The organism is Vibrio casei (assembly GCF_002218025.2).
Classification (GTDB): domain Bacteria; phylum Pseudomonadota; class Gammaproteobacteria; order Enterobacterales; family Vibrionaceae; genus Vibrio; species Vibrio casei.
The window spans coordinates 1843160-1858027 of record NZ_AP018680.1; the positions used below are offsets into that span (position 1 = coordinate 1843160).

Consider the following 14868-nt stretch of genomic DNA (forward strand, 5'->3'; position numbering starts at 1 on the left):
CTTTTATTCCTGATGTGTATTGCACTCCGATACACTCCGGCAGCAAGCGATGGTGTCATTGACACCCGTGACATGATCCCCCCGGTTGTGTCACGTTTTTTTTATTTAAAAAAAATCGCCTCGTGATAAAACGAGACGATTTTTTGTTTTAAATCAATAATTAATTATTGATAACGGTTTCTATCCAAATAGGTAGGACCGTTAATGGTATTGTTTACAATATCAGTAGAAGTCAAATGAGCAGGCTAATTCATTTTATTAGACGTATTCTCTAAGAATTTACTTGGCGATAAACCAAAGTGATGTTTAAAACGTTGGCTAAAGTAAGAAGGGTCATTAAATCCTACCTCAAAAGCAATATCAGCAATTTTTTGCCCCAACATTAAACGTTCGCAAGCATTATCCAATCGAACTTTAATAACGTAATCCATAAAAGATTTACCCGTAAGGTACTTAAATTTCCGCTGTAAACTACGTTCAGAGACAAACAATAACTTTGCCGCTGAACTGGTGCTAAAGTCTGGGTTTGGATAATGATGCTCGACTAAAGCGTACACTTTACTCAACCATTTATCTTTAAGGGTTAATGCTAGAGTAGCATTATAGTTATCAGACAGAGTAAGTGATTCTTCACATTCATTGAGATCACCTTTTATCTGTTCTCTTTTTATTAACTGACTATTCTGTAATCCAATATCCGGATGACGTCCGTGACTATGCCGAGGGTAATGACACGATCCAATAGGCCAAGAAACCGACACTTCTGTTGTTCTACAAATACGATTCGTTTTAAAATTAAGCCTTCCCCCACTTTCCATAACCATATGTGCTATCGCAGATAAAGAAATTTCTGATGATTGATATGCTAGAGCATGATTTTTCAAACCATACTCATAAGCTTCAAGATCTCGAATATCTTCCTCCGTGAGATCTTTTCCTGTATCTTGTAGTGTAATCTGTAGCTTGTTATCAACCAATTTAACCTTAAGGTAAATAACTTGATTAGCCTCTGACCGAGATAACGCACTCGCGATTAACATGCTCAATATTGAATCTAAATTAAAGTGTTTCACTTGAACGGTACAACCTTCGGTTAAATCATCTAATTTTAATGTCACCGAGGCTTTTTCAATCTCGGCTAACCACCCTTTAATAACCGTATGAATAACGAGAGAGACAACTTGCCCATCCAACAAAGTATTTTGCTTAGCGTTATTAGAATGCAGCGCTAAAATTTGTTCAACTCTATCTAAAGCCTCATTAGAATACCGACTTAAACTGTGAGCACCATTACCGATCAGCCTAATCTGCTGTTGTAATTCATAAATAGACGCCTTCACTTTTTCTGCCATATTATTCACGAGGATTTGTCTGGTTTTCGTCTGCTTTTTTAACTGTATATTCGTACTAATGAGTAATTGACTTTGATGGTTCAATTGCTGTGTTTTTAAATTAATTAATTGTCGTAAACGAAAGTTTGAACGAACCATGATTCGTGACCGCCAAGCTATCACACTGATAATCAATATTAAAATCCCCCCCCCAAGAAAAAAAACCATCCAAGGTAATTGATACCATTTATTGTTAACAATAAACCTCAGTTGCGTTCCTCCTTGGTTACTGCCTACCTGTGATAACGTTTTAAATTCAAGCGTATACTGACCCGAGTTCAAGTAATCGAAAGTCAATTGTGAACCTTTATAAGTTGTCCATAATTCGTTTTTACTGCCAATTAAGCGATATTGGAGGTGGGGAGTATCAAAGTCAGGCAAAATACCGAATAAGAAACTAATCGGTTTATTCGGTTCAATATAAAGTGGCTGTTTGAGTGATGGAGCAACGGAGACGACAGTTCGATCGACCTGAACTTCTCCTATTAATACCTTGTTCTCGGGTAATGATTTCGCTTCCAAACCTTTGGTTGAGGCAAAAACCAAACCTAATTTACTGGCTAGTACTAAATGCTCACCATTAGAAGATAATGCACATCGATTAGGTAAAAATTCATTAGTAATCACACCAAACGGTGATGAATAATGCTTCATTAAACGAGCATCATCATTGTAAAAACTCAACCCTTTAGAAGTAACAACCCATGTGCCATATTGCGAAGCAGCAACGCACAAAGGTACGCTATTAGTATTTTTTAATGGTACCTTTAACGATTTTCCATTCTCAATATTAAAGGTAAGGACACCATAGTTATTTGCAGTCCATAAGGTTTTCATATTAAAGTCACTAATACTTATCGTATTTCCCAAACCTATACTATTTGCGTTAAATGTTACTTCTTGATCTTTATATTCATAGATACCATGCTCTGTACCAACCCAAACGATGCCATTGCTCCCACTATAAAGGGACGTAATGTCTGATTTCTCATATTGATCCACCATCCAGCGTTTCCCAAAGTTTTCGCTTTTTAGTTGCTTAGGAAAATAACGATAGAGCCCTTTTGAGGTAGAAATCCATATATTTTTATATTTACCAATAGCAAGGTGAGTAATAGTATTCCCAGACCACTTAGTATCTTGAGCCACAGACTCAATAGTGGAAGTAGACATCGTTAGTTTGAATAACTTATCTCCCTCTGTAAACCATACCTCGCCATCATTTAGAGCAATATTACTAATCTCACCTCTTCGTATTTTTTTAACTTGGTTTGGGGTTTGACCTTGTGATGGAATGATCTTAAATAAACCAATATCTGTCGCAAGCCATATGATGCCATTATCCATAATTTGAACTTGATGGATCTGGCTGTACGGTAACAATCCATTACGGTCACCAAACCGGATTCTTTTCAATAAAGCACTAATTTGAGAATAATAGTTAACACCTTTCGCCGTGGCTATCCATACACCACCACTCGAATCTTCGGTTAGAGCTAAAATAGTGTCATTGGATAACGCGTATTCATCTTGATAATTTGCGCTAATATGAATGGCGTTTTTATTTTCAAAAGAGTAAACGTATAATCCTTTTCGAGTCCCTACCCAATACCCATCATCTGCAACCAAAATAGCTTGAATTTTACCCGATACCAATACCTTTTTTTCTAAAGGATTCGTATTCAAGTCTAAGCCGAATAAGTACTCATCGGTCCCTACTAATAGCTGCTTATGTTTTGGGTCAAAAACAATTTGAGCAATATTTGAAAAAACAGTGGGAGTAGCGCGTTTAATACCATTTTGGCCTAAATAATACAGTGATGATTTTGTAGCAATTAACCATCTCGAATTAAAGTATACCGCGTCCTGTATCACTGTATTTTCAGTAATTGAGCCCTGAATGATTTGCTCAATCGGATAAGATGTGATTTGACCAGATTTAGGATTAAAAGTATGAAAAATCCCCGCAGAATAAAGCCAAATGAAACCATTAGATTCACCTATACTTTCAAACTTATCCGTCGTTGGTAAAGTGAATAGTAATGTTTTTTGTCCCAGTGGATCCATTCGATACAAATCATTATTTTCAAAATACCAAAACGTCCCATCTAAATAGATAACTTGATCCGTTGTCGTATCAATTACACTGCTCGATTTTGGTAGTAAATGCTGCCCATCATAGAAATGAATATGGTTATAGGTATCCTGAACCCATACGCCACCATTGGGGTTTGGAAAAAGTTTTTTAGCGGTAAGAAAATGATCTTGATTTTGGCTAGGCAAAGAATAAAAAATGGAACGGGTTTCTACTGCATAGACTGAAAAAGAAAGAGTTAACAATATCATACATGACACAATACGTGACATCACAAGCAAACCTTAAACTTCAGTAACCCTTATAGACAAAGTAATGAAAAACCTTATCAAAATAGATATTTCGTGTCGATTAATATTAGAATAAACAAACATATACTAGTTCACCTACCTAATAAAGAAAAGATAACCTGCGAATAAGTCTAGAAGCGATCACGAATTTCTCGTATCACCTTATGCGCTAAAGATAAGAATGCTACTTTTTGCTCTGAAGGAATGCCATTAGCATCGGGTAGTGGTGCAGACATTGCATCAATAGGTTGACCATTTTTTCTTAATTCGTAATGTAAATGAGGTCCCGTAGAACGGCCACTATTCCCCGAAAAAGCCACTTTTTGCCCACGTGAAACAACCTGGCCGACGTCAACAAGCACCTTATTTAGATGTAAAAATCGGGTACTGTACGTTCTCCCATTTTTAATAACCAGATAATGCCCAGCTAAGGGGTGCATACCAACTTTAACCACAATACCATCACCGGTCGCGTACACTGGTGTATTCATTGGTGTGGCAAAATCAGTACCATAATGAGGAGCGTAACGATAAGAAACTGGATTTAAACGATGAGGATTAAACTTAGAGCTGATTCGAAAATCAGATTTTAAAGGGAAGCGATCCAATGGCTTCTCAATACTTGAACCATCTAAATGATAAAAATTACCATCACTAGCACGTATCACCTGGTAATTTTTATTATTATGCTGATACCATATTGCGCTAATTTCGCCAGTATCAATGGTCTCTTGCCCAACATAATACAGGGACAGCTGAACCGCTAATTTGTCACCTAATCTTGCCTGTTTCGTCACATCAACTTGCCAATACAATGCATTCGCAATGGCTTGTATCTGATCCAATGACAACCCGATAGAACGAGCAGCTTGATAAAAACTTTGCCTGACTTCAGCCCGTTTAATCTGTGTTTTGCGATCACCTTGAACACGCTTTGGAGTGAATTCAAATTTATTATCAATTCGAACATATCGGCTATTTAAGCGAGCATTCCGATAGATGGTTAGAGACAGTAAACCACCACGTTGATCTTGCTCCCACTCAACGACCTGTCCAACCGACAAATGAGTTGCTTGAGCATTAGCTTTTATTACACCTAATAAGTCATTAGGGTCTAAGCCATAAAGCTGAAAAATATCACTTAAACTTTGATGCTCTAGCACCTTATGAGTATTCGTAACTTTATATTGATTTTGTTCTATCGCATCTTTCGGTACTGCAAACTCAGGGTCATCTTTTTCTAAAATGGCACCATAAGGTTCAGTATATCCGGTAGACGGTGTCCAAGATAACCAAGAAAAAACATTACTGTAATAACATAATCCTGCAATGATCACCCCAAACAACATAGCCCACAACGACACATATGCCTTACGACGTATACGCTGATGCTTCCATTTTCTATATTGCATGGGATGATACAAAGTAAAACCTTAACGTGTTAAACACTCGCTATAACTATTAGCAAGATCTTGAATAAACTGAAAATAAGCACCTGGTTCGACATTATACTTACTGGCCAGCGGATCCAATACACCATGCTTAGCTTTAGTGCCACGCATAACAGAATCAATCACCGCAGGGGTAAACTGTGGTTCAGAAAACACACAATACACATTATCCGATTGTAATGCTGTACGAATATTAATAAGTGTTTTTGCACCTGGGCGACGTTCTGGGGAGACCGTAAAATGTCCTAAATTATTCAGACCAAAATATTGTTCATAATAATCATAAGCATCGTGAAAAACATAGTAACCATGTGACTTTACAGGCTCTAATTGATGCTTAATGCTGTCAACTGTCGTATTCAAATTAAGAATAAAGACTTGGAAATTAGCTTGATACTCTTTCGTATGCACTGGGTCAATAGCGATTAACTTATCTGAAATCACCTTGGCCATTTGTGTTGCTTGAATAGGGCCTAACCATAAATGAGGATTATAATTACCATGATGGTGGTGGCCATCATCGTGCTCATGCTCTTCATGTTCATCATATTGTATTTTTTCTATCGAGGATTGCTGATCTAACTGCAGTGAATTTTTGCTCCCTTGCATCACGCCTTCCAGAAACGATTCTAAGCCTGGGCCTACCCATACAAACAAATCAACCGTTTTTAACTTCTTAACATCTGAAGGCTTTAAAGCATAGTCATGTGGTGAAGTATTGGTTGATAACAAGACTTCTGTCTTCGTGACACCATTGGTTAATTCTGAGGTAATCAATTGAAGTGGTTTAATCGATGTCATGACGGTAAGAGGCCGCTGCCCCTCTGCCCATGCTGGCACGGCAAATATTGCAATGAGTGTTGCCATAGCAAGCCAAGCTTGTGATAAAATTGAACGCATCTACATTCTCCATAATGTGAATAAATAAAATGGGTAAGATTTCTTACCCATTTCTGTATTGGTAATCATTTTCGATAATGTTACTATATAACATTACACATCATCAAGTTGGTTTAACCATGAGTGAATTAATTCTACTCGACAATATATCAGTTCAATACAACAACAAAGCAGTACTGAGTAATATTCATATTTCAATAAAGAAAGGTGAAATCACGACATTAATCGGTCCTAATGGTGCGGGTAAATCAACGTTAGTCAAAGTGATGCTAGGATTAGTTAAAACTTATTCTGGTACTGTCACCAAAAGCAAGAATCTGAGCATTGGTTATGTTCCACAAAAATTACGCCTTAATGATAGTTTACCACTCACCGTAGACCGTTTCCTAAAGCTCGCGGGGCGTTACAGTACTCAAGAGCGCATGGAAGCTTTACGCTTAGTGGGTGCTGAAAGTTTATATAAAAATGATATGCATAAATTATCCGGAGGGGAAAATCAACGAGTTCTCCTCGCGCGAGCGTTGTTGCAACGTCCTGATTTATTAGTATTGGATGAACCCGCTCAAGGCGTGGATGTACAAGGGCAGATTGATCTCTATACCCTGATCAATACTATTCGTCAGCGTTTTGGCTGTGCCGTTTTTATGGTGTCACACGATCTACACTTGGTCATGGCACAGACAGATGAAGTGATTTGTTTACAACATCATATTTGTTGCTCTGGCGCGCCTGAGGCAATTACCAAGCACCCCTCTTATATTGCAATGTTCGGCCAAACTGCAAAAGACACGCTTGCGTTTTACCATCATGAGCATCATCACCACCATGATCTTGCGGGCGAAGCCATTGAGGGGGAGCCCGAGTCCTGTTCTCATAATAGCTGTTCTCATCACTCCACTACCCAGCAAAAGCGTGGTCATTAATGTATGTTTGATATTCTTTTCCCTTCCGTTCTTGCTGGACTAGGTATTGCTATCATTGCCGGGCCATTAGGGTCTTTAGTGGTGTGGCGTAAAATGGCTTACTTTGGCGACACCTTAGCTCACGCTTCTTTACTCGGACTCGCCTTAGGCTTCTTACTTGATGTGAATTTATACTTAGCCTTGGTCGTATGTTGCCTAGGAATTGCCGTTTTGCTCGCGACCTTACAAGAACAAAAAGTCGTAGCGACTGATACTCTACTCGGTATTTTAGCGCACAGTTCCTTATCCCTTGGCCTTGTTGCAATCAGTTTTTTAGATAATGTCCGCATTGATCTGATGAGCTATCTTTTTGGCGATTTACTTGCTGTATCGCTTTCTGATCTGCTCTTTATTTACTTAGGTGGCCTAGTGGTCATGGCATTGCTAATTTATTTTTGGCGTTCCTTATTATCAACCTCAATCAGCGAAGAATTAGCCAGTGTTGAAGGGATCAATGTACCACTAATGCGCATTGTATTAATGTTATTAGTTGGCTTAGTCATCGCGGTTGGAATGAAATTTGTTGGCGCTTTAATCATCACATCTCTACTCATTATTCCAGCGGCAACCGCAAGACGTTTTGCCCGCACACCAGAACAAATGGCCATTGGTGCATCATGCCTTGGTATTATCTCTGTTTTATGTGGATTATCATTATCTTGGCTTTATGATACGCCTGCTGGTCCTTCTGTTGTTATTTGTGCCGCCGCTTTATTCATGCTCAGTCAATTTAAAAAATCGAACGCATAATTCACGGCCTGTCATGAAGGTGAATGGTCACTCATCATTCACTTTCATTTTATTCTTTTCATTTATCACCACGCTGTCTGTGATCCCCCTCTCTCATCCCTTTCCTCTACGCCCAAATTATCTTATTCAAGGAGGGTTTAAATCATATCCTCTTAATAAATAATGACTCTATTCCTCATTTATATAATAAGAGACATTAAGCATGAAACCACTTTATTCTATCCTCTCCTCTGCAATGGCTTTAAGCTTACTTTCCCCCTCAGCTCATTGATCTGCTCCAGCCAGACTGGACACTTCATTAAGCGACATTTTGCTGTTCAAAGTTAACAGGGCTTAGATACCCAAGAGCACTGTGCCTTCTTGTCCGATTATAATCAACCTCTATGTACTCGAAGATCGTTTGACGCATCTGGTCTCTCGTCATAATCGGCTCATATTGGATCGCTTCAACTTTCATCGAATGGAAGAAGCTCTCAACACAAGCATTGTCCCAGCAGTTTCCTTTCCTACTCATACTTTGCTTTAGATTATAAACAGTTATGAGGTCTCGATAATCTTTTGAGCAGTACTGACTACCTCGATCACTATGAACGATAACCTGCTCAGGAAATTCGCGACGGAACAAAGCCATTGATAGAGCATCACAGACCAGCGTAGCCGTCATTCTGGTATCCATAGACCATCCGATTACTTGTCTTGAGTAAAGGTCAATAATTACTGCCAAGTACAACCAGCCTTCGCTTGTCGCAACATAGGTGATGTCTCCCGCCCATTTTTCATTCGGAGCCGCTGCGTTAAAGTTCTGAGCCAGCAAGTTTGGAGCAACTGGCATTTGATGCTTGCTGTCTGTCGTGCACTTAAATTTACGTGCCGCTTTCGGCGTTAAATCTTGACGCTTCATACTGGCCGCAATGGTTTTCACATTGTGGTTATCACCGCTCTCAGACAGTTCTTTTTGGATTCGCCTTGAGCCATCTCGGCCTTTGCTGTTATCAAAAGCTTCTTTGACCTTTGTATCAAGCTCTTGGCGAACTGCCTCGCGTTGGCTAGCCTTATGGCGATGTTTAACCCAGTAATAAAACCCACTTCGGGATACCCCGAATACCTTAGCCATACGTACAATATTGAAGTACATCAGGTGTTCGAGCATAAATTCGTAGCAATTTACTTTAGATTTTTCGCGAAGTAGGTGGCGGCCTTTTTTACAATTTCTAGCTCTTCTGCTTGCTCAGCCAACTGCCTTTTGAGCTTGGCAACCTCTGCGGCTAGCTCTTGTTCTCGCTGACTAGTATTGGTGTCTTTCTTCGAGTTCTTCCGCCACCCGTAGATTTGAGATTCATGTAAAGAAAGCTGCCTTGCAGCCGCAGCTACTCCCACTCTCTCTGCTAGTTTTAGGGCTTCTGCTTTAAATTCAGGGGAATGTTTAATTCTAGTTTTCTTAGTTGTCATTGTTCACCTCGTTAGTGATTGTACTCACTTAACTCAGTGTCCAAAACAGCTGGAGCGGATCACATGCTTTACTCGCGAATGAAAACAGTGTTGATTCAGTCTGTACTCAACCTTCTCAAATAGAAACCAATAACCTTCGAATGTATCAAATCATGGTCGAAAGCTTTGTCGATGGTGACAAACAGGCCGATTACAATACTGGCTATGGTACGAGCCATCATAAAGGAGATCTACAAGGTATTATCGACTCTCTTGATTACATTCAATCACTTGGTGTCAACGCCATTTGGCTCACCCCTATTTTTGAATCAAGTCCGATTAAAGGGCAATCCCATTGGGATGATAAGCTCGATGCCACGGGTTACTTTACCAGTGATTACTTTAAAATTGATCCTAAGTTTGGCACATTAAAACAAGCCAAAACCTTAGTCAAAGAAGCTCATAAACGAGGATTATACGTTTTCTTTGATGGTGTATTTGGCCATCATAAATCTAATATTAAACCATCACCTTCAGGCTTATTGCCTATCGGAAAAGATAATCCTGTCAGCTATCCCGAAAGCCTGCCATTTTATCAAGAGGTGGCAACCTATTGGATTAAAACATTGAAAATTGATGGTTGGAGGCTTGATCAAGCCTATCAAGTCCCTACTCAATTTTGGGTTCAATTACGTCACTCAGTTGAACAAGCATCGGAACAGGTTCAATACGCAAATGCCAAAGGTAAAATGGTAAATCCGCTTGGTTATATGGTAGCAGAGATCTGGAATAGCCAAAATTACATTACCGAGAATGGCTACGGCAGTGACACCAATCCCGCATTATGTTCTGCTTTTGACTTTCCAATGCGCTATCGATTAGTCGAAACTTTTGCTGTCAATGAGAATGGTAATGGAAATAAAGGAGGCGATTGGTTGGCACAAGGAATGCAATTACATGATCTAAACCCAAAGCACGCAAGACCGAACCTCATGTTAGGAAACCATGATTTGGTACGATTTGGCGATCTGTTACAACGTGGATTTATCGCACAACCAGAAGATAATAGCTATTGGCAACGCCACCTAGCCGCAATTTCTTTTATGGCAGCTTATTCAGGCCCTATCACCTTATATTATGGCGAAGAGATTGGCGATGAAGTAAAAGGTTTTTACGATAAAGTGCCTGATGATATATGTGCTGCACAAGGTTTATGTGATGACCATGTCGCTCGTTCTAGCGCCAAAATTGAAGGTATTACTGCAACTTTATCCCTACCAGAGCAAAATCTGAAACAAAAAGTCGCTGCATTAATGAAACTGAGGGGTGAACATCCCGTACTCTCTCAAGGAGATCGAGCATCGGTTCTCGCGACCCAAGATGTATATGTGGATCATAAATCTTATCAAGACCAATCGTTGATTTTTATGGTCAGTACCTCAACCAAGCCACAAATGCTCAAATTGAGTACTCATCAGCTCGGTTCATCAGACCAATTAGTTGATCTTATCAAAGGCACTATTTTTAAACCTAACCATGGTCAATACTCTATTTCATTAAAACCTTTTGAAGCTCGCTTTCTTAGTATTAAAACACCTGAAAAGTTAATCATTGAAAAGCCACAGACTTCGATTAGCGGGCAAGGATTTTTAGCACAATGTAATAACCCAATCATAAGTGAAAATGGCCCTATAGATGATCCGCTATATGTGGTGGGTGATTTTACAGATTCAGGCTGGGAGCACGTTGATAATCGTCAGTTTACATACAGGGGGAATGGTGTGTACCAAGTGGTAGTGGATGAACAAGCAGGCAGCTACCGTATGCAATATGCCACTAAGAACTGGAAACCTCAATTTACGGCAACCGGTTTAGAGCTCACATCAGGTCAAGCCAGTGAGATGAAATATGGTGGTTATGGCAAGGACACCGCAGCGCTACTGCCAATATCAGGGAAATATGTTTGGAGCCTTCAGTTTTCCAAGTCCGGGTTACCTGAAAAAGTGATGGTTTCTAAATGCTATTAAGCCATTTTTAACGACTAATAAAGGATATAAAAAACCGGAGAACACATTCATGCACTCCGGTTTCTTTTCATATCACGCTAAGTTTTAGCTGATTATCGAAGCCTTACCTATATTACCAGCCAGTAACTTCTTTCAGTGCTTCACCGATCTCTGCAAGGGATTTAGTGGTTTTAACACCGGCCGCTTCTAGGGCAGCAAACTTATCTTCAGCCGTACCTTTACCACCTGAGATAATAGCGCCAGCATGGCCCATACGTTTACCAGGAGGGGCAGTTACACCAGCAATGTAAGAAACAACCGGTTTAGTTACATTTGCTTTAATGTAAGCTGCCGCTTCTTCTTCTGCTGTACCACCGATTTCGCCAATCATTACGATTGCTTCTGTCGCTGGATCGTTTTGGAACATTTCCAATACGTCGATGAAGTTAGTACCAGGAATAGGATCACCACCGATACCAACACACGTTGATTGACCAAAGCCAGCATCCGTCGTTTGCTTCACGGCTTCATAAGTCAATGTACCTGAACGTGAAACAATACCAACACGGCCTGGTTTATGAATATGTCCTGGCATGATACCAATCTTACATTCACCAGGAGTGATGACACCTGGGCAGTTTGGACCAATCATGCGAACGCCAGTTTCTTCAAGCTTCACTTTCACATCAAGCATATCCAACGTTGGGATGCCTTCAGTAATAGTAACAATAAGCTCGATACCCGCATCGATGGCTTCTAAAATAGCATCTTTACAAAATGCGGCTGGTACGTAGATAACCGTAGCGGTTGCGCCCGTTGCTTCTACCGCTTCGCGAACAGTATTAAACACAGGAAGACCTAAGTGCTCTGTCCCACCTTTGCCTGGAGAAACACCACCGACCATTTGCGTACCGTAGTCGATAGCTTGCTCAGAATGGAATGTACCTTGACCGCCAGTGAAACCTTGGCAAATAACTTTCGTATCTTTATTAATTAGAACAGACATTATTTGCCCTCCGCCGCTTTAACTACTTGAACTGCTGCATCTTTAAGAGAAGTTGCTGCAATGATATCTAGACCTGATTTGGCTAATACTTCACGCCCTAACTCAGCGTTCGTCCCCTCAAGACGGACCACAACAGGTACTTCAACGCCAACTTCTTTCACTGCGCCAATGATGCCTTCAGCAATCATGTCACAACGAACAATACCGCCAAAGATATTCACAAGAACTGCTTTTACATTCTCATCAGAAAGGATGATTTTAAATGCTTCAGCAACACGTTCTTTGGTTGCGCCACCGCCAACATCCAAGAAGTTAGCTGGTTTGCCACCATGCAAGTTAACGATGTCCATCGTTCCCATAGCAAGGCCAGCACCGTTAACCATACAACCCACATTGCCATCAAGTGCTACGTAGTTTAGCTCGTATTGTGCCGCATGTGCTTCACGCTCATCTTCTTGAGAAGCATCGTGCATTTCACGTAGCTTAGGTTGACGGTACATTGCATTTGAATCGATGTTGATTTTGCCATCAAGACAAACTAAATCACCAGAACCAGTCACCACAAGTGGATTAATTTCAAGTAATGCAAGATCGTACTGTCCAAACATGTTTGCCAGACCCATGAAGATCTGCGTAAACTGTTTAATTTGATTGCCTTTAAGGCCAAGTTTGAAGGCTAACTCACGACCTTGGTAAGCCTGAGGACCAACTAAAGGATCTATTGCTGCTTTATGGATAAGCTCCGGCGTTTCTTCCGCCACTTTTTCAATTTCAACACCACCTTCCGTTGATGCCATGAACACGATACGACGTGTGCCACGGTCAACAACAGCACCTAAATACAATTCATTTGCGATATCTGATGCTTCTTCCACTAAAATTTTAGTAACCGGCTGACCTTTTGCATCTGTTTGGTAAGTTACAAGGTTTTTACCTAGCCACTTTTGAGCAAACTCTTTTACACCATCTTTAGTGTCATGTAGCTCTACACCACCCGCTTTACCACGTCCACCCGCGTGTACCTGACACTTAACCACTTTTTTAGCCGTTGAGATTCGTCCTGCTGCTTCATAAGCTTCAAGTGGAGTATTGCAAGCATAACCTTCTGGTACCGGCAATCCGAATTCAGCAAATAGCTGCTTGGCTTGATATTCATGCAAATTCATTGTGATACTTCCGTTTCTTATCCGTAGGGATTTATAATTTCCATTGGCATCTAATCTAAAATGCCATTGTCATGTAGGTGTACTGATTTTTAACCTAAGTAGGTACCTATTTATACCTACTCAAGTTTACTCACTGATGTACTTAACGCTTATACATCAAGTAATAAACGAGCTGGATCTTCTAGTAATTCTTTAATCGTTACTAGGAAACCAACAGACTCACGACCATCAATTAAACGATGATCATAAGATAAAGCAAGGTACATCATCGGTAAGATTTCAACTTTACCATTAACCGCCATTGGACGATCTTGGATTTTATGCATACCCAAAATAGCCGCTTGAGGAGGATTGATGATAGGAGTAGACATTAATGAACCGAACACACCACCGTTAGTAATGGTGAAATTACCGCCCATTAAATCTTCAACTTGAAGCTTGCCATCACGACCTTTAATCGCCAGCTCTTTAATGCCTTTCTCAATGTCAGCAAAGCCAAGTAAGTCGCAGTCTTTTAATACTGGTGTTACAAGACCACGTGGCGTCGATACCGCCATGCTGATATCAAAATAATTGTGGTATACGATATCCGTACCATCAATTGAAGCATTCACTTCTGGATAGCGTTTAAGTGCCTCAGTAACTGCTTTTACGTAGAAAGACATAAAGCCTAAACGCGTATCATGGCGTTTTTCAAACTGATCTTTATATTGTGCACGAAGATCCATAATAGGCTTCATGTTCACTTCATTAAATGTCGTTAACATTGCCGTTGAATTTTTAGCTTCAAGCAGGCGATTAGCCACGGTCTTACGAAGACGAGTCATTGGAACTCGTTTTTCAGTACGAGCGGCTGCAGGCGCCTCAATTGCTTCTTCTTTCGCCACTGGCGCAGAAGATTTTTTAGCAAGATGAGCATCAACATCTTCGCGAGTAATACGACCACCAACCCCCGTCCCTTTTACTGCTGAAGCATCAATATTATGCTCCGCAAGCAAACGACGAACGGCTGGGCTTAATGCATCGGTTGACTCTTCTGATAATGCCGCAGTATGACGTTTATCAGGAGATGCTTCCGTAGAGGCTGCTTTATCTTTCGTCGGTTCGCCAGCAACTGCACCCGCTTTTAATTTCGCGAGTAATTGCTTTGAAAGCACCGTAGCACCCTCTTCTTCAATGATGGATTCTAAAACGCCATCTTCAGGAGCCGGTACTTCTAAAATAACTTTATCGGTTTCGATTTCGACTAAAATATCGTCACGAGAAACCGCGTCACCAGGCTGCTTGTGCCACGTTGCTACCGTTGCGTCTGCAACTGATTCAGGTAGATCTGGAACAAGAATTTCAATTGTCATAACTGTTTAATCCTTTTATCTAGTTTATTTCACTAGCGTAGTAAGCTGTTTAACTTAACAAAATACAA

General features: G+C 40.3%; 10 protein-coding genes. 3 read left to right on the plus strand and 7 right to left on the minus strand.

What is annotated here, in order from left to right:
• Positions 1–245 precede the first annotated feature (245 nt).
• The 3 genes from VCASEI_RS08680 to znuA form a co-directional block, all read right to left on the minus strand.
• Positions 246–3737, minus strand: coding sequence for a helix-turn-helix domain-containing protein (locus tag VCASEI_RS08680; RefSeq protein WP_162621040.1), 3492 nt, complete (start codon positions 3735–3737; stop codon positions 246–248).
• Between the two features lie 170 nt (positions 3738–3907).
• Complete coding sequence (locus VCASEI_RS08685) at positions 3908–5188, minus strand: peptidoglycan DD-metalloendopeptidase family protein (protein WP_086962530.1); 1281 nt, start codon at positions 5186–5188, stop codon at positions 3908–3910.
• A 21-nt stretch (positions 5189–5209) separates the two neighbouring features.
• Entirely contained in the window at positions 5210–6127 is a 918-nt protein-coding gene (gene znuA / locus VCASEI_RS08690) for a zinc ABC transporter substrate-binding protein ZnuA (RefSeq protein WP_086962532.1), read from the minus strand.
• Positions 6128–6246: 119 nt separating this feature from the next.
• On the opposite strand from znuA, the gene znuC reads away from it, so the two are divergent.
• Positions 6247–7050, plus strand: a complete 804-nt coding sequence (gene znuC / locus VCASEI_RS08695) for a zinc ABC transporter ATP-binding protein ZnuC (RefSeq protein ID WP_086962855.1) — start codon at positions 6247–6249, stop codon at positions 7048–7050.
• A gap of 3 nt (positions 7051–7053) precedes the next feature.
• Complete coding sequence (gene znuB / locus VCASEI_RS08700; protein ID WP_086962534.1) at positions 7054–7839, plus strand: zinc ABC transporter permease subunit ZnuB; 786 nt, start codon at positions 7054–7056, stop codon at positions 7837–7839.
• Between the two features lie 298 nt (positions 7840–8137).
• On the opposite strand, the gene VCASEI_RS08705 is transcribed toward znuB, so the two are convergent.
• A protein-coding gene (locus VCASEI_RS08705; RefSeq protein WP_110957783.1) for an IS3 family transposase occupies positions 8138–9288 on the minus strand; the annotation gives its coding sequence in 2 pieces (ribosomal slippage) (positions 8138–9045 and positions 9045–9288; 1152 coding nt in all).
• Between the two features lie 152 nt (positions 9289–9440).
• Between VCASEI_RS08705 and VCASEI_RS08710 the strand changes: the two genes are divergently transcribed.
• Positions 9441–11294: an alpha-amylase family glycosyl hydrolase gene (locus tag VCASEI_RS08710; protein WP_337589333.1), complete on the plus strand. Its 1854-nt coding sequence runs from the start codon at positions 9441–9443 to the stop codon at positions 11292–11294.
• Positions 11295–11406: 112 nt separating this feature from the next.
• Here VCASEI_RS08710 and sucD read toward each other — a convergent pair whose 3' ends face one another.
• The 3 genes from sucD to odhB all read right to left on the minus strand — a co-directional run bounded on the left by sucD (position 11407) and on the right by odhB (position 14800).
• Positions 11407–12279 carry a succinate--CoA ligase subunit alpha gene (sucD, locus tag VCASEI_RS08715; protein WP_086962538.1) on the minus strand — a complete coding sequence of 291 codons (873 nt, stop codon included), beginning with the start codon at positions 12277–12279 and terminating at the stop codon, positions 11407–11409.
• On the minus strand, positions 12279–13445 hold the full coding sequence (gene sucC, locus VCASEI_RS08720) for an ADP-forming succinate--CoA ligase subunit beta (RefSeq protein ID WP_086962540.1): 1167 nt from the start codon (positions 13443–13445) through the stop codon (positions 12279–12281). Before sucC ends, sucD begins: the two co-directional genes overlap by 1 nt.
• Positions 13446–13594: 149 nt before the next feature.
• Positions 13595–14800: a 2-oxoglutarate dehydrogenase complex dihydrolipoyllysine-residue succinyltransferase gene (odhB, locus tag VCASEI_RS08725; RefSeq protein WP_086962542.1), complete on the minus strand. Its 1206-nt coding sequence runs from the start codon at positions 14798–14800 to the stop codon at positions 13595–13597.
• Positions 14801–14868 lie beyond the last annotated feature (68 nt).